The sequence below is a fragment of the Saccharopolyspora indica genome, assembly GCF_027853965.1.
Classification (GTDB): domain Bacteria; phylum Actinomycetota; class Actinomycetes; order Mycobacteriales; family Pseudonocardiaceae; genus Saccharopolyspora; species Saccharopolyspora indica.
On sequence record NZ_JAQGLB010000001.1, the window covers coordinates 814,474 to 833,225 of the forward strand.

The 18,752-nt window shown below is 71.3% G+C and carries 20 protein-coding genes; 10 read left to right on the plus strand and 10 right to left on the minus strand.

Annotated features, from left to right (window positions below; all coding sequences use genetic code 11):
* Window positions 1-222 precede the first annotated feature (222 nt).
* Together OU416_RS03735 and OU416_RS03740 are read left to right on the plus strand one after the other, a co-directional pair.
* Window positions 223-624 carry an SgcJ/EcaC family oxidoreductase gene (locus tag OU416_RS03735; protein WP_270925367.1) on the plus strand — a complete coding sequence of 134 codons (402 nt, stop codon included), beginning with the start codon at window positions 223-225 and terminating at the stop codon, window positions 622-624.
* A 25-nt stretch (window positions 625-649) separates the two neighbouring features.
* A complete protein-coding gene (locus OU416_RS03740) occupies window positions 650-1,273 on the plus strand; it encodes a TetR/AcrR family transcriptional regulator (protein ID WP_270925368.1) in 624 nt (207 codons plus the stop codon).
* A gap of 5 nt (window positions 1,274-1,278) precedes the next feature.
* Here the strand turns inward: OU416_RS03740 and OU416_RS03745 are convergent, their stop codons facing one another.
* Genes OU416_RS03745 through OU416_RS03755 form a run of 3 tightly spaced genes read right to left on the minus strand, consistent with a single transcriptional unit; the run spans window position 1,279 to window position 3,136 of the window.
* Window positions 1,279-1,575, minus strand: coding sequence for a DUF6204 family protein (locus tag OU416_RS03745; RefSeq protein WP_270925369.1), 297 nt, complete (start codon window positions 1,573-1,575; stop codon window positions 1,279-1,281).
* Complete coding sequence (locus OU416_RS03750; protein ID WP_270925370.1) at window positions 1,563-2,216, minus strand: TetR/AcrR family transcriptional regulator; 654 nt, start codon at window positions 2,214-2,216, stop codon at window positions 1,563-1,565. Before OU416_RS03750 ends, OU416_RS03745 begins: the two co-directional genes overlap by 13 nt.
* A gap of 11 nt (window positions 2,217-2,227) precedes the next feature.
* Complete coding sequence (locus OU416_RS03755; protein ID WP_270925371.1) at window positions 2,228-3,136, minus strand: EamA family transporter; 909 nt, start codon at window positions 3,134-3,136, stop codon at window positions 2,228-2,230.
* 68 nt (window positions 3,137-3,204) lie between these two features.
* Between OU416_RS03755 and OU416_RS03760 the strand changes: the two genes are divergently transcribed.
* On the plus strand, window positions 3,205-4,068 hold the full coding sequence (locus OU416_RS03760) for a LysR family transcriptional regulator (protein ID WP_270925372.1): 864 nt from the start codon (window positions 3,205-3,207) through the stop codon (window positions 4,066-4,068).
* 16 nt (window positions 4,069-4,084) lie between these two features.
* Window positions 4,085-4,459, plus strand: a complete 375-nt coding sequence (locus OU416_RS03765) for a hypothetical protein (RefSeq protein WP_270925373.1) — start codon at window positions 4,085-4,087, stop codon at window positions 4,457-4,459.
* 6 nt (window positions 4,460-4,465) lie between these two features.
* Here OU416_RS03765 and OU416_RS03770 read toward each other — a convergent pair whose 3' ends face one another.
* A complete protein-coding gene (locus tag OU416_RS03770; RefSeq protein ID WP_270925374.1) occupies window positions 4,466-5,005 on the minus strand; it encodes an AAA family ATPase in 540 nt (179 codons plus the stop codon).
* Between the two features lie 172 nt (window positions 5,006-5,177).
* Here OU416_RS03770 and OU416_RS03775 point away from each other — a divergent pair, with 172 nt between their 5' ends.
* On the plus strand, window positions 5,178-5,864 hold the full coding sequence (locus tag OU416_RS03775) for a GNAT family N-acetyltransferase (RefSeq protein WP_270925375.1): 687 nt from the start codon (window positions 5,178-5,180) through the stop codon (window positions 5,862-5,864).
* A 4-nt stretch (window positions 5,865-5,868) separates the two neighbouring features.
* Here OU416_RS03775 and OU416_RS03780 read toward each other — a convergent pair whose 3' ends face one another.
* The gene (locus OU416_RS03780; RefSeq protein ID WP_270925376.1) at window positions 5,869-7,014 is read right to left on the minus strand and encodes a glycosyltransferase family 9 protein; all 1,146 of its coding nucleotides are present in this window, start codon (window positions 7,012-7,014) and stop codon (window positions 5,869-5,871) included.
* A 40-nt stretch (window positions 7,015-7,054) separates the two neighbouring features.
* Window positions 7,055-7,798 (minus strand): SDR family oxidoreductase, encoded by a 744-nt coding sequence (locus OU416_RS03785; protein ID WP_270925377.1) that lies wholly within the window; start codon window positions 7,796-7,798, stop codon window positions 7,055-7,057.
* Between the two features lie 396 nt (window positions 7,799-8,194).
* Here OU416_RS03785 and OU416_RS03790 point away from each other — a divergent pair, with 396 nt between their 5' ends.
* The 3 genes from OU416_RS03790 to OU416_RS03800 are packed head-to-tail and all read left to right on the plus strand — an operon-like array spanning window position 8,195 to window position 9,936.
* Complete coding sequence (locus OU416_RS03790) at window positions 8,195-8,539, plus strand: type VII secretion target (protein ID WP_270925378.1); 345 nt, start codon at window positions 8,195-8,197, stop codon at window positions 8,537-8,539.
* Window positions 8,536-9,426: a WXG100 family type VII secretion target gene (locus OU416_RS03795; protein ID WP_270925379.1), complete on the plus strand. Its 891-nt coding sequence runs from the start codon at window positions 8,536-8,538 to the stop codon at window positions 9,424-9,426. The genes OU416_RS03790 and OU416_RS03795 overlap by 4 nt, the downstream gene beginning before the upstream one ends.
* A gap of 36 nt (window positions 9,427-9,462) precedes the next feature.
* On the plus strand, window positions 9,463-9,936 hold the full coding sequence (locus OU416_RS03800; protein WP_270925380.1) for a hypothetical protein: 474 nt from the start codon (window positions 9,463-9,465) through the stop codon (window positions 9,934-9,936).
* A gap of 315 nt (window positions 9,937-10,251) precedes the next feature.
* On the opposite strand, the gene OU416_RS03805 is transcribed toward OU416_RS03800, so the two are convergent.
* A complete protein-coding gene (locus OU416_RS03805) occupies window positions 10,252-10,833 on the minus strand; it encodes a dihydrofolate reductase family protein (RefSeq protein ID WP_270925381.1) in 582 nt (193 codons plus the stop codon).
* A 112-nt stretch (window positions 10,834-10,945) separates the two neighbouring features.
* Complete coding sequence (locus OU416_RS03810; RefSeq protein WP_270925382.1) at window positions 10,946-12,064, minus strand: pyridoxal-phosphate dependent enzyme; 1,119 nt, start codon at window positions 12,062-12,064, stop codon at window positions 10,946-10,948.
* Between the two features lie 72 nt (window positions 12,065-12,136).
* Between OU416_RS03810 and OU416_RS03815 the strand changes: the two genes are divergently transcribed.
* Window positions 12,137-13,063 (plus strand): LysR substrate-binding domain-containing protein, encoded by a 927-nt coding sequence (locus OU416_RS03815; protein WP_270925383.1) that lies wholly within the window; start codon window positions 12,137-12,139, stop codon window positions 13,061-13,063.
* A 15-nt stretch (window positions 13,064-13,078) separates the two neighbouring features.
* Here the strand turns inward: OU416_RS03815 and OU416_RS03820 are convergent, their stop codons facing one another.
* Entirely contained in the window at window positions 13,079-16,174 is a 3,096-nt protein-coding gene (locus OU416_RS03820) for a UvrD-helicase domain-containing protein (RefSeq protein WP_270925384.1), read from the minus strand.
* Window positions 16,175-16,300: 126 nt separating this feature from the next.
* Here OU416_RS03820 and OU416_RS03825 point away from each other — a divergent pair, with 126 nt between their 5' ends.
* Entirely contained in the window at window positions 16,301-17,776 is a 1,476-nt protein-coding gene (locus tag OU416_RS03825; RefSeq protein WP_270925385.1) for an MFS transporter, read from the plus strand.
* Here OU416_RS03825 and OU416_RS03830 read toward each other — a convergent pair whose 3' ends face one another.
* Window positions 17,777-18,592 carry a pentapeptide repeat-containing protein gene (locus OU416_RS03830; RefSeq protein ID WP_270925386.1) on the minus strand — a complete coding sequence of 272 codons (816 nt, stop codon included), beginning with the start codon at window positions 18,590-18,592 and terminating at the stop codon, window positions 17,777-17,779.
* Window positions 18,593-18,752: the final 160 nt, after the last annotated feature.

Consider the following 18,752-nt stretch of genomic DNA (forward strand, 5'->3'; position numbering starts at 1 on the left):
GTCCGCCGACCCTAGGCACTCGAACCGGGCATTCGCGGACCAACGCGGTGGTTTCGCTCCACTCGGAGCAGCTGGTTGATCCGATCAGGCGAGCGGGGTCGGGCATCGCGTGCCGCATCGGCGGGGAAGTGCTGATCGCCGGTTGACGGTGAGCCGTGACCCGAATAGCGTGAACGCACGTTCATGAACAATCGTTCACAACGATGGGATGGTGCGGTGCGCATGACCAGGGACGCGGACAGGGCGGCGCTGGAACAGCTCGAGCAGCAGCAAGTGCGAGCGTGGGGCGCGGACGGGGCGGCGTTCGCCGCGACCTTCACCGAGGACGCCGACTTCGTCGACGTGATGGGCGGGCACCTGCACGGCCGTGCCGCCATCGCCGAGAGCCTGCAGCAGGGGTTCGACACCTTCATGGCCGGGACCCGGATGTCGGCTCCGCGGGAGCGCAGCGTGCAGTTCGTCTCGGCCGACCTGGCCGTGGTCATCAACAGCGGCAACTGCGTTCTGCAGCCCGGTGCGCGGGAATGCCGCACCGAGGACCTCTCCATCCAGACCAAGGTCGCCGTCCGGCAGGATGGGCGGTGGTTGTTCCGGACCTTCCAGAACACCCGGATCCGCACGTGAGATCCAGTCCGCGAGGGGAGAGCAGGTGCCGCGCACCGCAGCCGCGCTCCGGGACAGCAGCAGTCCCGATCTGCGCGATCACCTGATCGGCGTCGCCGAGCGGCTCATCGCCCAGCGCCGCACCGACAAGCTGACCGTGCGCGCCATCGCGCGGGAGGCGCAGGTCGCCGACGGAGTGCTCTACAACTACTTCACCGACAAGGAAGAGCTGCTCGCGCACGCGCTGCTGGCGCACATCGAAGCGGCCGAACGCGATCTGCCTGCTCCACCGCGGCCCGGCGAAGGCACGTTGGAGGCCAGCCTCGCCGGCTACCTCCGGCACATCCTCGACCTGCACGAGCGAATCCTGCCCGCGTTCGCCGGACTGCTGAGCCAGCCCAAGGTGCTGGCCCGGTTCAACGGCTGGCCCCGGTCGAAGAAGGGCGACGACCTGCGCCAAACCCTGACCGCCTACCTCGACGCCGAACAACGGCACGGCCGCATCCGCGCGGGAACCGACACCGGGGCGGCAGCGGCGCTGCTCGTCGGAGCCTGCTACGAAGTCGTGCTGCCCCGCCTGCTGCAGCCCGCCGCGGACGAACCCCTCGACGTCGCCGCGGAGTTCCTGGACAGCATCGTCGCGACGATCCTCGGCGGCATCCGCGCCTGAAACCGTCAGCGCTTGCCGGTCTTGCGGCGGATCTTGATCTGGCGCATGTCGGTCGCCGCCACGCGCAGGACCTGGTGCGGGTGGCCGTGGGCCTCCAGTGCGGCCAGCGCGCGGCGGGTCGCCACCTTCTCGTCGTCGTCATCGCCGACGGGCACCTGGCAGCGGAAGGTGAACACCGAGACGCTCGCGTCGTGGGTGAAGGAGCCCGCTTCGGTGAACGCGGCACCGGAAGCGGCGCGCACCTGCTCGCGACCCGCTTCGCTGATGCCGTCGAACTTCCCGCGGATGGTCACTCGGAACACGTCCGGTCCTCTCTGATGGCGTAGTCGAGCACGTTGTCGCCGAGCGCTTGCTCGATGGCCTCCAGCAGTCGCGAGGCCGCTTCGGCCAGCTCCTCGGGTTGTGCGCCCGCGGCCAGGCGCGCACCGAGCTCGGCGTAGACCAGCGAATGCAGGCCGCCGAGCTGGTGGGCCACCACGCGCGGCAGCGGATCTGCGGCGTCGGCACCGGTCTCCTCGGCGAGGACTTCGGCCAGCGCCTCGGTCATCTGCCCGCCCAGCGCCTCCAGGCGGGCCAGCAACGTGGGCGCGGCGCGCATCATGGCCAGCACCGGGCCGAATCCCGGCGACAGGCCGAGCTTGCGGTCCCGCCGGGCCACCTCCGCGCGCAGCTGCTCCAGCACCGCCCCGGCCGCGGACTGCCCGGCCGGCCGGGCCCGCACGATGTCGGCGAGCCGCTGCGGGGAGGCCTCCTCGGGAGGCAGGACGAGATCTTCCTTGGTGGGGAAGTAGTTGTAGACGGTGTTGACCGACACCTCCGCCGCTTCGGCGACCTCGGCGATGGTGACCTGGTCGAAGCCCCGCCGCACGAACAGCGCGGTGGCCACCCCGCTGATGTGCTGCCGCGTCCGGCGCTTCTTGCGCTCCCGCAATCCCTCGGTCACGAGAATGGACCCTACTCCATTTTTGGAGGCGACTCCAAATTGTTTCCGCGGCGCAGTCCCGAGGTGACGCTGATGGCGTTGGCGGCCACGATCGCCGCGATGCTCAACCACTGCACCACCTGCAGCGACTCGCCCAGCACCACCACGCCGACGCCTGCGGCCAGCACCGGGTTGACGCTCATGAAAACCCCGAACGCGGCAGCCGGAATCCGCCGCAACGCCAGCAGATCCACCAGGAACGGCACCGCCGAGGCCAGCAGGCCCGCACCCGCCGCGCACAGCAGAGCACCGGCGGTCGGCGGGTTGTGCAGCAGCACCAGCACGCCGACCGGCACGAACACCAGCCCGGAGATCCCGGCGGCCGCCGCCGAACCCTGCGCACCCGGCAGCTTTCGGCCCACCGCGCGGTTGAGCAGGATGTAACCGGCCCAGCACACCGCCGCCAGCAGCGCCAACCCGATGCCGACGTAGTCGGTGCTGGGCTGCGGGCGGGTCAGCACCACCACCCCGGCCGCGGCGATCACCGCGCAGGCCAGGTCCAGCCTCCGCCGCGATCCGGCCAGCGCCACCGCCAGCGGCCCCAGGAACTCCAGCGTCACCGCCAACCCGAGCCCGATGCGGTCGATGGCGGCGTAGAGCGAGAGGTTCATCGTCGCGAACACCGCCGCCAGCGACAGCACCAGCCGCCACTGCGACAGCGTGAACGCCCGCAGTCGCGGCCGCCCGACACCCAGCAGCAGCACCGCGGCGATCCACTGCCGCACCGCCACCACCCCGGCCGGGCCGATCACCGGGAACGCCATCGATCCGATCGCCGCACCCAGCTGGTTGGACAACCCGCTGCCGAGCAGCATCGCGAAACCCGCACCGCCACCGGCCTTCGCCGGGCCCTGCGCGGGAGCTGTCGTCGTGGTCTGCATGCGGCGAGCCTGAGCGTTGCAGGCGCATTCGCAAAATGCATGTGCGGCCGCAGCGATACGCTCTGGTCATGGATGTGGAGCTGCGGCAGCTGCGCTGCCTGGTCGCCATCGTCGACGCGGGCACCTTCACCGACGCCGCCATCGATCTCGGTGTCTCGCAGGCCGCGGTCTCCCGCACCCTGGCGGGCCTGGAAGCCGCGCTCGGCGTGCGGCTGCTGCGGCGCACCAGCCGCGAAGTCGCCCCCACCGCGGCAGGCACCCGGGTGCTGGCCCGCGCCCGCCGCATCCTGGCCGAGACCGAGGACCTGGTGCGCGAAGCCACGACCGGGCACAGCCACCTGCGCATCGGCTACGCCTGGTCGGCGATGGGCCGCCACACCCTGCAGTTCCAGCGCCGCTGGGCCCGGCTCTTCCCGGAGACCGAGCTGCAGTTGGTGCGCACCAACTCCGCCACCGGCGGGCTGGCCGAAGGTGCCTGCGACATCGCCGTGGTGCGCACCGAACCCGACCAGCGGCGCTTCAGCGGCGTGATCGTCGGGCTGGAGCGCCGCCACCTCGCCGTCGCCGCCGACGACCCGTGGGCGCGGCGCCGCTTCGTGCGCCTGGCCGAGATCAGCGACCGGACCGTGGTCATCGACCGGCGCTCGGGCAGCACGACCACCGACCTGTGGCCGCCGGAGAAGCGCCCGGCCGTGGAGTACACCCTCGACGTCGACGACTGGCTCACCGTGATCGCCACCGGCCGCTGCGTCGGCATCACCGCCGAGAGCACCGTGACCCAGTACCCGCGACCCGGAGTGGTGTTCCGCCCCGTGCGCGACGCCGCACCGATCCCGGTCCGCCTGATCTGGTGGCGCGAGGACCCGCACCCGCTCGCCGACCGCGCCACCCGCCTGCTCACCGAGCTCTACGGCACGACCGATCGGCCCTGACCCCTACACTGCGGGAATGGGCGACGAGCGTCGTCTCCGCCGCCTGGTGGTGGACGGGGACACCTGGCACTGGATCGTCCGGCAGCAGGTGCGGCCCAGCTACCCGGACTGCCGCCTGCTTCTGACCTTCTTCACCCCCGAGGGCCACCGCGGCGGCGCGCGACGCCGTCTGACTCTCGTCTTCGCCCCCGCACCGGACAAGATCATCTCGAACTCGCACTTCGAGTCGGGCACCGTGCTGCGCTTGCCGGGCCGAGAGCACCTCAACCTCCACGAGCCAGGAGTCGCGCGGCGCCTGCTGGACGCCTCGGCGCCTGTCCTGCAACAACGGCCGGGCGAGCGCACCGTCGAACTCGACGGCTGGCAGTACTTCACCGAAGCCGTCGGCTAGGGCCGCTCAACCCAGCAGCTCATCTCGGACGAACCGCACCCTCTGGTCCACAGTGGAGCGGGGGAGCCGGACGAGTTCGTAACCGCAGTCGGCGTAGGCGGCGGCCACGTGGTGGTAGGTGCTCTCGGCTTCGGCGAAGGACTGGCGGCGCTGGTCGTCCCGGCGGTAGATCTGCTGCCACGGCGGGGCGATGAGGACCCGGGTCCGGTAGCGGAAGCGGTGGGCCGCCTCGCGCACGTGCGCCGGAACGGGCAGGCCGGTCAGCCGCAGGTAGCCGATGAGATCGGGCAGACCGCGGTCGAAGAGCACCGGCCCGGTGGTGCGCTCGGCCTGGCGGTAGGAGCGCAGGTCCCAGGCCAGCATCAGCTCGGCGAACAGCTCCGGGTCCTGCCACGGCAGGCCGCGGCCGCCGATGGCCAGCTGATCGGTGATCACCGCCCGCCCCGCCTCCGGAGCGTGGGCGTGGCCTGCGGCGGCCAGCCGCTCGACCACCGTCGTCTTGCCCGCGCCCGGACCTCCTGTGATGACCACGAAACGTTGTGCCACGACACCCTCCCGGTGCACCAGTTGATGGGGACCTGCCGAGGGGATTGATTCCGCCTGAGACGGCGGGGAAGACCGGGCGCCGGAACCGGCCGAGGCTGAGAGCGGCTTCACGTCACTCTAGCGCGCCGGGCGAGGAGAATGACGGCAGCGGACGCGAACGAGGGGCAGCACGATGGCCGACCACGACACCACCGCACTCGACGACCCGGTGCGCAGCTCACTGCGCGGTCATCACGCCCACCTCGCCCGCCGGTTCGGCGCCGCCCTCACCTTCCCGCCCGCGGTGGCGACCTTCTCCGCGGTCGCCACCGATCCGGGACCGCAGGAATGGGCCGACCTGGCCCGGTTGCTCAGCCGCGGCGAGTTCGCCGACATGTTCAGCAGCCCGGCCGTCCCGCCGCCGGACTGGGAGCCGGTCTTCGAACTCGAAGCCCGCCAGATGATCTACACCGGCAACCGGCCCGGCCACGACGACGGCCTGGTCGAACTGGGCGCCGGGAACGCACCGGAGATGCTCGGCCTCGCCGAGCGGGCGAAGCCGGGACCGTTCTGGCCGCGCACCCACGAGCTCGGCACCTACCTCGGCATCCGCGAGCACGGCGAGCTGGTGGCGATGGCGGGCGAACGGCTGCGGCCGGCGGGCTGGACCGAGATCAGCGCGGTGTGCACCGCCCCGCGAGCACGCGGGCGAGGTCACGCCGCGCGGCTGGTCCGCGCCCTCATCGCGCGCATCACCGCCCGCGGCGAACGTCCCTTCCTGCACGTGGTCGAGGCCAACACCGGTGCGATGGCCCTCTACGAACGGCTCGGCTTCGACACCCGCAAGCACGTGACCTTCCGCGGCTTCCGCACGCCGTGATCCCTCACACCGGATCTTCGGCGGGCAGGTAGTCGGCCAGCAGACCGTCCACCGAGTACAGCAGATCGCGGCGCCCGCCGAAGAGCGCGTGCACGCGGGCGGCGTGATCGCGCATCGCGGTCTCGAAGTCCAGGCCCGCCAGCAGTGTCGCCGCGCCGTCGAGGAGCTCGGGCAGGTCGGCTTCGATGCGCTCGGCCGACATGCTCGGGGCGCGAGGACCGTCGTCGTCGACGGGATCGGGGGTGTTGCCCAGCATCAGGTAGCAGGGGAACCGCTGCAGGTCGGGCAGCACCGAGTGGAACGGCACGCCGGGGTTGAAGTAGTACTCGGCCCAGTCGTTGCCCGCCAGGGTGAGCCACGGGGTGCCCGCCGCCATCGCGGCGAAGGCGAACCCGGTGTGCGGCGAGAGCAGCATCTCGCAGCGCTGCAACGCCGCAAGCTGCCGCTCCAGCGGCACGTCGACCGCCCACACCACCTGCGGTGCCACCTCCGCCAGGGCCTCGAACTCCGCGCGGGTGAATCCGGTGCTGGTGCGGCCGTCCTCGACGTGCTTGCCGGTCAGGCAGAACCGGACCTGCGGCCAGCGCTGCGCGAAGGCCTCCAGGACGCGCTGCCACGACGTCAGCGACGGGTAGCGCCAGCGTTCGGCGCTGCCACCGGGCAGCACCGCGATCGTCGGGCCGTCGTGCTCGGGCAGCAGCTCGGCGGCCCAGTCGCGGGACTCCTGCGGCAGCGCCAGCTCCAGCTGGTTGCGGCGCTGGTAGGAAGGCCGGGGCGCACCGACCTGCGTGTGCCCGCGCGTGGTGCGGAAGTGCTGCGCGGAGAGCTCGTAGTAGCGCTGCAGGCCGGGGAAGAACTGGTGCTGCCAGCTCTGGTGGCCGCGCGGGTCGTCGACCACCCAGTCCCACTCGGCCGGGACGTGCGCCAGCATCCCGGCGTCGCCGGGCTCGAACACGTCGATGTCCACCGTGTACAGCTCGTCGACGGCCTCGCACCAGTCGGCCAGCTGCACCGCGGTCGCGGAGTTGAGCACCACGCCGATGCGCCGGTCCGGATCGGCCCGCCGGTACCCCAGGGCGTACTGCAGCGCCTCCACGGCGTGCCCCACCGGGTGGCAGTAGACGAAGTTGACCAGCAGCGATTCACCCACGCCCACCAGGTTAAGGCGCGCGGCAACAGGTTTTCGGCGCTCACAAACCGCCGGCGACGCGCAGCACGGCCCCGCTGGTGTAGGTCGCCTCCGGGCCCAGCAGCCACCCGATGGCCGGCGCGATCTCCTCGGGTTCCCCGGCACGCCCCACCGGCACGCGCGACACAGCGGTGTCGATGCGCTCGGGAACCCCGGCCCCGGCGTGGATGTCGGTGCGCACCAGCCCGGGCGCCACCGCGTTGACCCGCACCCCGTCCTGGGCGAGCTCCTTGGCCAGCCCGGCGGTGAAGGCGTCCACCGCGGCTTTGGCACCCGCGTAGTGGACGTACTCGTGCGGGGAACCCAGCGTCGCGCCGCTGGAGGAGACGTTGACGATCGCCCCGCCCGCACCACCGCGCCGGGTCGACATCACCTGCGCGGCGCGCCGCGAGCACAGCACGGTGCCGAGGAAGTTGACGTCGATGACCCGCCGAATCGCCTCCACCGGGGTGTCGGCCAGGTCGGCGATGTGCGCGGTCAGCCCGGCGTTGTTGACCAGCCCGGTGACCGTTCCCAGCTCAGCGGCCGCGTCGAAGAGCCGCTCCACATCGGACTCCCGGCTGACATCGGCCTGCACCGGGACGCAACGGACGCCGTGCGCGAGGGCCTGCTCGGCGACCTCCTCGGCGCCGCCGCGGTTGCCGAGGTAGCAGAGCACGAGGTCGTGCCCGGCCCGGGCCAGCCACAGCGCGGTGGCCGCGCCGATACCCCGGCTACCACCGGTGATGATCGTGATGGGACTCATCACCGGATCATGTCATGCAGTGCGCAAGCCGCTGCGGAGGACGACTCGGCGGGCACCGCTTCACCTCTGGTGATCCCTTTCCGAACGCGGAAGCGCACTGCAAGGCGCATCTGAGGTTCGACTTTGGAACATGGATACCGCGACTTTGGATACCCCGCCTTGCCAATTGTTGCGAACGGGTCCGGAAAAGGGCCTACCTTCGAATGCTTTCGGGATCGAATACCTGACTTCGATCACGTTTCCTGACACTCTTGCGATCGCCGCGGGAACGGCGCGCTCTGGTGGGAACTCGCGCGTCGGACCAGTTCAGGCGGGTGCCCGGGTCTGCTTCGGAGGGAGTCAGATCAAACGCCCGGTCGTCAGATGCGGTGAATCGCTACGGATCTTGGGGGTCCCATGAATGAGAAGTTCAAGGTCGAACCCGACGAGTTGCGCGGGTACGCGGAGATGCTGGATCGAAACGCCCAGCACTTCCTCGACATCCGTGAGTTCGCGGCCGCCAAGGGGGCCGACACCAGTGGTTTCACCGGGGTGCTGACGCTGTTGCAGCCCGTGGTGACCGCTGTCGGCCGGTTGTACGGTGAGACGCTCGAATTCGCCAACAAGCGCCTGACCGGTGTCTCCGATGCGCTCAACGAGTCCGTCGATCTCTACGAGGAGGACGATCGGGCCAACTCCGAGCGGATCAAGCAGGTCGAGTCCGTCATGAATGAAGCCGCCGGCCTCGGGGGGAGCAGATGAGCGGGTACGCCGATGTGCAGGACCCGGCCTCGGTGCTCAACAACTCCGCGCAGGACCGGCCCTATCGGCAGACCACCCGGGAACTGGTCGAGGCCGCCGGGTGGAGGCTGCGGAGCGTCAACTGGGTTTATGAGAAGGTCGCTGGTGAGGACCTGGTCGAGTCCCTCGTCCAGCCGTTGCTCGGAGACTTCGACAAGATCGATCAGAACGCGGCCGCCTGGGACGGTGTCGCCAAGGCACTGGACGCGGTGCGCAACAACCTCAACGCGGGACTGCAGCAGCTCGAACCGCACTGGGACGGCCAGGCCGCGCAGAGTTTCGAGCGGCACATCAGCGTGGTGTGGACGGTCGGCATCGAGGCCGACTCGCAGCTGGCGAACCTGATCGGCGGCCGGTTCAAGAACATGGCCGACACCTGCCGCAACATGTGCTCGCTCGCGCTGAAGCAGCTGGACAAGCTGATCGGCATCCTGATGGACGCGGCGGTCAAGGCCGCGTTCCCGCCTGCCTGGATGACGGTCGTGAAGATGGTGAAGAACGCCATCGACCTCGTCGACGCCATCCGCAAGATCATCATTAACGTCCGGCAACTCATCGAGGGTGTCAAGGCCATGGTCGACGGCGTCGTCGCGATGGGCACTGCGCTGGCCAGGATCAAGGATGTGCGCAGCGTCAACGACGCGGCGAATGTTCTCGACGAGACCCAGCAGGGCAAGGGGCAGTTCGACGACGGCAAGCAGGCCGCGGCGCAGGGCGCCAAGGACGCGGCCCGCGGTGCGTTCAGCGCGGTGAGGGCAGGCATCAGGCTCAGAGGCGAGATCAACGGTTTCACCGCGAACCGCGTGGCACCAGCCGGTGGTGGGCCGGGTCCCGGCGGTGGGGCTTGACGTGATGCGGGCGAGAACGACGAAAGGAGTGCAGCCATGACCAACCCGTTGGACAACCCGGAACTGCGCATGCTCGTCGAGCAGTTCGACGCGCTGCTTGACGAGAGCGAGCGAGTGGCCGCTGAGGTAGCCCAGGTCGACCGGACCGTTCCTGGCATCACAGACCAGGAGATGGCCGAGATCGAGGCGTACGCCCGCAGCCGCCAGGCCCCGCAGGAACTCCAGGAACTGCAGCGGCGCGTCGACGCGGGTGAGTTCTCCTGGAACGACGTCCGTTCCGGCGTCGCGATGCAGGACCCCGCCGTCGTGCAGGCGCTTTCATCCGGTGTCCCGAACCTGCAGGAGGCCTACACGGCGCTGCGGGAGGGCCAGGACGTCGAGGACGTCATCGCCTCCCGGCAACCCCGGGACGCTGAACCGAGGCCACCGGTCCAGGACAGGCAGAACTGGGAGATCTCGGCCGGCATCGACGACGACGATGACTGGCAGCCGCGATCGGGGCGTCGATGACCCGACACCGCAGGGGGTGCCTGCCCGGCGGTCTGCGCGTCCTGCTCAGCATCGCTGTCACGGCCTGGCAGCGCTGATCGCGCTACCGCTGGTCGCGGCGTTGTTGCCGGTGGTGCGGCACGTCGTGACCAGCGTGGCTCACCGCCGGTGGAGAAGCTGGTCGTACGAGAGGTGATCCTGGGCGCGGGCCACCTTCGCCGCCGATGTCGTCCGGTCACGCATCGGCCGCCCGACCAGGGACAGCGATGCGCAGCCGGAGGCACGATCTCGTGTCACCGTCCGCAGTGGACTTCCTCGCGCACCTGCTCCGATCGGTCAACGGCGCACCCGGTAGCGCAGGTGCAGCACCCGGTTGCCCTGGATCACCACGTCCGGATCCTCCAACAGGTGCTGCGCGCGGACCGACCCGAAGTAGCGCTTGCCGGACCCGAGCACGACGGGCACGACGTCCATGCGCACCTCGTCGACCAAGCCCGCGGCGAGCACCTGGCCACCGACGTCGCCAGCGGCGACCTCCACCACGCGGTCACCCGCGAGCTCCTGCGCCTTGGCCATGGCCGCCTCGACGCCGCCGACGAAGTGAAACGGCGCCTCGGGGTCCCAGCCCTCGGGCTCCGGCCGGTGCGTCACGACGACCACGTGGTCGATCCCGCCCGGAGGCTTCCCGTCCCAGCCGTCGGTCATGTCGAAGACGTGGCGGCCGACGATGGTCGCCCCGATCTGGTCCCAGTACGGCCGGGTGCAGTCGTAGGACGCCTGAGACACCTTCAGCTCGCCGCTCTCGTCCAACGGGACGTCACCGTTGGACAACCAGTCGAACAGCGCTCCCGGCTGGTCGTTCTCGTCCGCGACGAAGCCGTCCACCGACACCGAGCTGTACATGACCACCTTGCCCACGAGGCTCTCCTCTGCTTTGGGGTGCCCCCAAATTAGCGCGTCGTGAGCCGCCGCTCGGGTGAGAAATCAATTCGGCGGGCAGCGGCACGCCAGCACCTCACCTGCGGTGAGATCACTGGTCGCCGGTTTCCGGCGCATCTTGGCCGACCTCCCAGTGGGGGTTGGCGTCAGTGCCCTCGGTGTTGAGCAGGACCACCGTCGAGGCAGGACCGAGGCCGAGTGCAGCACGACGATCCTCGGCCTCCTGGCCGGAGAGGGCCGCGCGCAGCCCGGCCAGGGCCGCCGCACCGCACGGGCCTGCCGATACACCGGCCGCGCCGAGGTCGCGGGCGGCCGCGGTGGCCTCGGCGTCGGTGATGGCGACCGCGGCATCCACACCGTCGCGCAGGTGCGGCCACGCGAGGGAGGAGATGTTCTCGCTGACCAGCCCCGTCATCGCGGTCTCACCGGTTCGCACCGCGGTGGGACGCCCGCTCCGCAGGCTGTGCAGGACCGCTGCCGCGGCGGTGGGCTCGACCGTCATCAGCGATGCCGCCGGGGATGCTGCGGTGCGACTGCGGTAGTGCGTGACGGCTGCTTGCGCGAGCGAGCCCACGCCCGCGGGCACGGCGACGAGCCCGGCCGGACCGGCCCCGGCCGCGGTCAACTGCTCGTCGGTCTCGGCGAAGAGCGTGGAGTAGCCCTCGACGATCCAGGCCGGAATCCGCTCGTGACCGGGCAGCGCGGTGTCCTGCACGAGCACCGCGTCCTGGGAACCGGCCGCGTCCGCCGCTGCCCGCACGGCGGTGTCGTAGGTGTCGTCCACAACCGTGACCTGCGCTCCTTCGGCGGCGATGGCCGCCACCGCTGCCGGGTGCACGCCGCGGGGAACGAAGACGTGCGCGGAGTGGCCGAGCCGGCGCGCGATGTGGGCCAGGGCGCGGCCGTGGTTGCCGTCGGTGGCCGTGACCAGGCGCAGGCGGCCTGCCTGCTCGGCGAGCAGCCGGTGCACCGCCCAGGACACTCCCAGCACCTTGAACGCGGGCAGCCCGAGCCGGTCGGACTCGTCCTTGACGAACACCCGGCCGACTCCGAGTTCGGCGGCCAGCGACGGGATCTCGGTGAGCGGGGTCCGGACGTAGCCGGGCAGCGACGCGTGGAACCGGCGGACCTCGGCCGGGGCCGGCGCGCAGGTCCAGGACCGGCTTTCCGGGCGGGTGTACCAGGGCAGTCGTGCGATCTCGGAGGACATGCGGAAAGCATGCGCGACGACGAACACATCGGTCCAGCGAATCTTTCCCACCTATACTCATCAGGAAACCTGATGATTCGGGAGGAGCGCGTGCAGGACCTGCACCGGCTGAAGCTGCTGCGCGAGCTGAAGCACCGCGGCACCCTCGCGGCGGTCGCCGATGCCCTCGCCTACAGCCCGTCCTCGGTCTCCCAGCACCTGTCGCAGCTGGAGCGGGAGGTCGGCGTCCCGCTCCTGGAACCGGTGGGACGGCGCGTCCGGCTCACGGCACAAGCGGAGATCCTCGTCGGGCACGTCGAGGCCGTCCTGGAACGGCTCGAACAGGCCGAAGCCGACCTCGCCGCCTCCCTCACGACCGTCAGCGGCACCTTCCGCATCGCCGCTTTCCAGACCGCGGCGCTCACCCTGGTGCCCACCGCGCTGACCCTGCTCCGCGACACCCACCCCGGACTCCGCGTCCACCTGACCCAGGCCGAACCGGAAGAAGCGCTCCCAGCGCTGCTCACCCGCGACTTCGACCTGGTGCTCTCCGAGGAGTACCCCGGGAGCCCGATTCCGCGCCCCGCCGAACTGGACCAGCAAGACCTCTGCGTCGACACGCTGCGGCTCGCCCACATCTCGCTGGCGGATCGTGAACCCGGCAGTCCGCACGAGGCGCTGCGCGCTCTGGCGGATCAGCCCTGGGCCATGGAACCGGTGGGCACCCCGGCCCGGCTCCGCGCCGTGACCCTGTGCCGCGACGCCGGTTTCGAGCCGGACGTGCGGTTCGAAACCAGCGACCTGCTGCTGCACCTGCGCCTCGTCGAACAGGGCCACGCCGCCGCGATGCTGCCCGACCTGCTGTGGCACGACACCCGTCCGACGGTGCCGCTGCGCTCACTGCCCAGCGGCTGGCACACCCGCAAGCTGATCACAGCGGTGCGCCGCGGCGGCAGCGACCACCCCGCGATCCGAGCGTGCCGAGAGGCCCTGCACCGAGCGGCGGCCCGCTGCAGTTGAGGAACGGCCGCGGGTTCACAGCAGGGAGAGCTGCGCCGGTCGTTGGCGGCGGGTGGGGGTTTCGGCTTCGGTCACCGAGGCGCCGAGACCGTCCAGGAACGGCGAGCGGGAGCGGTCCTGGGTGCTGCCGCGGAGGGTGCGGCGGGCCGCGTGGGTGAGGTAGAGGTGGTCCTGGGCGCGGGTCATGCCGACGAAGAACAGGCGGCGTTCCTCGGCGATGTCGGCTTCGGTGGGTTCGGTGCCCGGCCAGCGCAGCGGGAGCAGGCCGTTCTCGCAGCCGATGAGGAACACCACCGGGAACTCCAGGCCCTTGGCGGCGTGCAGGGTCAGCAGGGAGATCGCCTCGGCGCGCGGGTCCAGGGTGTCGACTTCGGCGCCCAGCAGCACTTCCCGGCAGAACAGCGGCACGTCGTGGCCGCAGCGCTGTGCCAGCGGGCCCAACAGCTCTGCAGCGGTGTGGACGTCGGGGCGCTGGTCGTCGGGCACGGTGGCGGCGACGGTTCTCGCGGCGGTGCGCAGCTGGTCGGTGACCGGGCCCGTGCGGTCGGCGACGTGCAGCAGCTCGCGCACCAGCAACTCGACACCCGGGCGGGCCGACAGGCGGTCGTGGGAGCGCTTCTGCACCGGTAGCCCGCAGCGGGTCAGCTCGTCCAGGACTGCGCGGGACTGCGCGTCGGTGCGGTAGAGCACGGCGATGTCGTTGAACCCGATTCCGCCGGGTCCGTCGCCGGTGACGCGGCCGCTGTCGAGGGAGTGGAAGGACGCGCCGCCGATGAGCTGGTCGACGGTGCGCGCCACGAATGCCGCCTCGGCGCGTTCGTCGCAGGCCCGGTGCCTGGTGATGCGGTGGGCTTCGCGCGGTGCTGCGGCGTGCAGCGTGCGGTCGGTGACCAGTGTGGACGGTGCGATGGCGCGCAGCGCGCCGTCCAGGATGTGCGCGCCGCTGCGGTAGTTGCGGGTCAGGGCCAGCACCGGCGCTCCGGCGTAGTCCTGCTCGAAGCGCAGGAAGAAGCCGACGTCGGCGCCGCGGAAGGAGTAGATCGCCTGGTCGGGGTCGCCGATGGCGGTCAGGTTCGCCCCGGCCGGTGCGATCAGCCGCAGCAGACGGTACTGCAGTTCGTCGACGTCCTGGTACTCGTCGACGCTGATCCACCGGTAGCGCCGCTGGTACTGCTCGGCGATGTCGGGGCGGTCGGTGAGCAGCTCGACGGGCAGCGCGACCAGGTCGTCGAAGTCGACCAGCCCGGCCTCGCGCAGCGCGGCGAGGTAGTCCGCCAGCAGCGGGTCGGGAGTGCCGGTGCGGCGCGCCAGCGACAGCCGAGGGGCGGCCTGGCGGGCGCTGCGCTCGTCGCCGGTGAGGGTGGTGAGGACCTGGTGGCGGCGGGCGGCGTCGGCCAGGCCGAACTCGGCGGGCAGGCCGAGGTGTTCGTGCTGGTCGCGCAGGACCTGCAGGCCGAAGGAGTGGAAGGTGGCCACGGTCAGGTGCTGGGCGGGTTCGCCGATGAGGTGCTGGAGGCGTTCGGTCATCTCCTCCGCGGCGCGGCGGGTGAAGGTGATGGCCAGGCATTCGGCCGGGTCGACGTCGCGTTCCAGCACCAGGTGCGCCAGCCGGTGGGTGACGGTGCGGGTCTTGCCGGTGCCGGGGCCGGCCACGATCAGCAGCGGCCCGCCGGGGATTGCGGCGGCGGCGCGCTGGTCGGGGTCCAGGCCGGAGAGCACGCCTTCGCCGCTGGTGGCGGGAAGAACGGGTTGCGGGGTTTCATCGGCAGCCGGTGCGGCAGGCGTGGGCGCGGTGAGCGGTTCGGGTGCCGGGGTGAGCACCGCGTCGTCGAACAACGCGAGTGCGCCGGCATTGCGCAGGCGGGCGAGTTCGGCGGGCTGGAAGAGCCGGATCGTGCCGTACTCGCCGTCGTAGCCGGGATCGCGCAGCACCTGTCCGCCGCGCAGCCGCTCCACGGCTTCGGCCACCGCGGCATCGGTGCGGCGCAGCTCGTCGAGCGAAACGTCCTGCAGGATCGACAGTTCCGGACCGTGGGCCGCGGTCAGTTCGCTGATGCGCCCGAAGACCTTCTTGCTCTTCGGGCCCACGCCCAGGACTTCGCCGACGATCTCCGGCAGCGGGATGAGGTTGCGGAACTCCGCCGCGCCTGCGGGCCGGATGCCCGCGGGGCGGTCGGCCAGGGCTTCGACGCGGTGCAGCACGCCGACGGTGAGGGGCTTGCCGCATCCCGGGCAGTCGTCGCCGTGCGCGCGGGTCTCGCCCGGTTCCAGCCGCACCTGGCACTTGCGGTGCCCGTCGAGGTGGTACTTGCCCTCCTCCGGGAAGAACTCGACGGTGCCCGCGAAACCGTCACCGGTCTCCAGCGCGCGCTTGACCGCGAAGTAGTCCAGATCGGTGTCGAAGACGCTGGCCTCGCGGCCCAGCATCGGCGGGGAGTGCGCGTCGGAGTGGCTGACCAGCGTGTACTTGTCCAGTGCGGAGATCCGCCAGTTCATCTCCGGGTCCGAGGACAGCCCGGTCTCCAGGGCGAAGATGTGATCGGCCAGGTCGCGGTAGCAGTCCTCGATGGCGTCGAATCCGGCCTTGGAACCCAGCACCGCGAACCACGGGGTCCAGATGTGGGCGGGCACCAGGTAGGCGCCGTCGCCGGATTCCAGGGTGATCTCCAGCAGGTCGCGGGAATCCAGGCCCAGGATCGGGCGGCCGTCGGAGCCGAGGTTGCCGATGCGGCCCAGGCTCCGGTTGAACCTCTCGGCGGCGGCGAAGTCGGGCAGGTAGCACAGGTGGTGGACCTTGCGGGTGCGCTCGCCGCACTTGTAGATGGTCGAGATCTCCACCGAGAGCATGAACCGCACCGTGCCCTCGCAGTTGGCGGGCATGCCGCGCGTCATCTCCCGGTCGAGCTCCGCGCGCAGCCGGAACAGGCCCGGTTCGGCGGGTTCGAGGACTTCGCGCAGGTGGGCGAACCAGGCGGGGTGGGTGACATCGCCGGTGCCGACCAGGGTGATGCCCTTGCGGCGCGCCCACCAGGTCAGGTGCTCGATGTCGCAGTCCTTGCTGCAGGCGCGGGAGTACTTCGAGTGGATGTGCAGATCGGCGTAGAAGCGCACTCGGCGATCTTGCCAGCCCCCGCACCGCTGCGGTGCGGTGCCCCCGGCTCCGGGTGCCGCGAAACGCGCCGGGCCGCGCGGAAATTCCCTTGACTTACAGCATGGTCGAAGTTTCAGGATCGGGGCATGGTTGTCGACGAGAAGCGACGGAGTCGCGCCGGAGCGCGGGAGTGGATCGGGCTGGCCGTGCTCGCGCTGCCGCTGCTGGTGCTGGCCATGGATGTCAGCGTGCTCTACCTCGCCGCGCCGCACCTGAGCGCGGACCTGCGGCCGAGCAGCACCCAGGCGCTGTGGATCATGGATGCCTACGGGTTCCTCATCGCCGGGTTCCTGGTCACGATGGGCACCCTGGGCGACCGGATCGGCCGCCGCAGGCTGCTGCTGATCGGATCGGCCGCGTTCGCCGCGGCCTCGGTGCTGGCCGCGTTCGCACCCACCGCCGAGATGCTCATCGCCGCTCGCGCGCTGCTGGGGATCACCGGGGCGACGCTGATGCCCTCCACCCTGGCGCTGATCCGCACCATGTTCACCGACCCCGCCCAGCGGTCGGTGGCGATCGCGGTGTGGATGACGACCTTCACCGCCGGGGTGGCGGCCGGCCCGCTGATCGGCGGGGTCCTGCTGGAGGCGTTCTGGTGGGGTTCGGTGTTCTTGCTCGCCGTGCCGGTCATGGTGCTGGTGCTGGTGCTCGGGCCGTGGCTGCTGCCCGAGCACCGTCCGGAGGACGCGGGACGGCTGGATCCGGTCAGCGTGCTGCTGTCGTTGCTGACGATCGTGCCGCTGGTCTACGGGTTCAAGGAGATCGCCCACCGCGGTCCCGGTCTCCTGCCGCTGCTCGCGCTGGTGGCAGGTGCGGTCGCCGGGGTGCTCTTCGTGCGCAGGCAGCGGCGCATGAGCGATCCGCTGGTGGACGTGAGCCTGTTCGGCAACCGCACCTTCAGCGCGGCGCTGGTGCTGCTGCTGGCGGGCCTGCTGGTGGTCAACGGCGTGTTCTACCTGGTGCCGCAGTTCCTGCAGGGCGTTGCCGGGCTCACGCCGCTGCGGACCGGGATGTGGCTGACGGTGGTGGCCCTCGCCGCGGCGGGTTCCTCGCTGCTGGCGCCCGTGGTGGCGCGGTGGTGGGGGCCCGCGCGGGCGATCGCGGCCGGTGCGGTGCTCTCGGTGGTGGGGTTCGTGCTGTTCACCGCCCTCGACGGCAGCAGCGTGCCGGTGGTCGTGGTCGCCACCGCGCTGGTGACCGCCGGGCTGAGCCCGATGGGTGTGCTGACCACCGATCTGGTCGTGGGCAGCGCGCCACCGGAGCGGGCCGGGGCGGCCGCGGCGCTGTCGGAGACCAGCGGGGAGCTCGGCGTCGGGCTCGGCGTGGCGGTGATGGGCACGCTGGTCACGGCCGTCTACCAGGCGCAGATGTCGAACGCGCCGGGCCAGGCCGGGGAGACCCTCGCCGATGTCGTCGCGCTGGAGGGATCGCGACCTGACCTGCTCGAAGCCGCCCGGGAGGCGTTCACCAGCGGGATCAACGTCGTGGGCGGCATCGGCGCGGTGGTGCTGACCGGGCTGGCCGTGGTCGCGGTCGTGCTGCTGCGCCCGGCCAAGGCCTGATCACCAGTGCGCGGGGCGGTCCAGTCCGGCGGGGATCACCGTGGCCCGGTCGCCCTTGGCGGCGTTGACCTGGGCCTGGGTGAGGAAGAGGGCATCGGTGAGGTCGGCGCCGCGCAGGTCGGTGTCGCGGAAGTCCGCACCGATGACATCGGCCGATCGCAGATCCGCTCCGCGCAGGTCGGCGGCGATGAGCAGCGCTCCGCGCAGGTTCGCGCCCCGCAGCCGCGCGCCGCGCATCGAGGCGCCGAGGAGGTCGGCTCCCCGGTGGTTCTCGGTGCGTCCGCCGACCTCGGCGCGGACCAGTTCGCTGGTGCGCACCAGCAGGGTGTTGACGTCCTGACGCACTGCGGCGACATCGACTCCGGTCACCTCCTCGGCGGTGCCGCGGGTGAGCGCGTCGGTGTCGCGCAGCGCCCGGCGCAGGTCCTCGTGCACCGGTGCGGCGGCCTGCCGGGTCAGCGCGTCGGCCAGGTACCACAGCAGCTCGTGCAGCTGGCGCATCACGGCGAAGGTGGTGAACATCTGCCCGGCGCGCTGCGGCTCCTGCCGCCAGTCGCGGCCGCCGAAGGTCAGCTGGGAGACCTTCTGCCCGGCCCCGAAGCAGTCGAAGACCGTGCACCCGGAGAAGCCCCGCTCGCGCAGGTGGGCGTGGATGCCGCACCTGAAGTCGGCGAGCAGGTTGGTGCACGGCGTGCCGGCGTCCTTGTCCACGGCGAAGCCCGCGGAGGCGGAGAAGGGCAGGGCCACGCAGCACAGCCCGGCGCAGCTGCCGCAGTCGGCGCGCAGGCCGAGATCGGCGGGATCGGTGTGGGACAACGCTGATGTGCTCCAGGTGGACGGGTGGGTTGCTCCCATTGTCCCTGGTCCGGATGGCGGGGACCGCCTGGGGCGGGGTGCGGGCGCGACGACGCCGTGCAGCGGCTGACGACGACCGGGTGGTGGGGGGCCGCCCCCCGCGCCCCCCCCCCCGGGCCCG

Coding starts and splice junctions, on each gene's coding strand:
- OU416_RS03735 (WP_270925367.1), top strand. CDS start 223: ATGACCAGGGACGCGGACAGGGCGGCGCTGGAACAGCTCGAGCAGCAG.
- OU416_RS03755 (WP_270925371.1), bottom strand. CDS start 3,136: ATGCAGACCACGACGACAGCTCCCGCGCAGGGCCCGGCGAAGGCCGGT.
- OU416_RS03760 (WP_270925372.1), top strand. CDS start 3,205: ATGGATGTGGAGCTGCGGCAGCTGCGCTGCCTGGTCGCCATCGTCGAC.
- OU416_RS03765 (WP_270925373.1), top strand. CDS start 4,085: ATGGGCGACGAGCGTCGTCTCCGCCGCCTGGTGGTGGACGGGGACACC.
- OU416_RS03775 (WP_270925375.1), top strand. CDS start 5,178: ATGGCCGACCACGACACCACCGCACTCGACGACCCGGTGCGCAGCTCA.
- OU416_RS03785 (WP_270925377.1), bottom strand. CDS start 7,798: ATGAGTCCCATCACGATCATCACCGGTGGTAGCCGGGGTATCGGCGCG.
- OU416_RS03790 (WP_270925378.1), top strand. CDS start 8,195: ATGAATGAGAAGTTCAAGGTCGAACCCGACGAGTTGCGCGGGTACGCG.
- OU416_RS03795 (WP_270925379.1), top strand. CDS start 8,536: ATGAGCGGGTACGCCGATGTGCAGGACCCGGCCTCGGTGCTCAACAAC.
- OU416_RS03800 (WP_270925380.1), top strand. CDS start 9,463: ATGACCAACCCGTTGGACAACCCGGAACTGCGCATGCTCGTCGAGCAG.
- OU416_RS03810 (WP_270925382.1), bottom strand. CDS start 12,064: ATGTCCTCCGAGATCGCACGACTGCCCTGGTACACCCGCCCGGAAAGC.
- OU416_RS03815 (WP_270925383.1), top strand. CDS start 12,137: ATGATTCGGGAGGAGCGCGTGCAGGACCTGCACCGGCTGAAGCTGCTG.
- OU416_RS03825 (WP_270925385.1), top strand. CDS start 16,301: ATGGTTGTCGACGAGAAGCGACGGAGTCGCGCCGGAGCGCGGGAGTGG.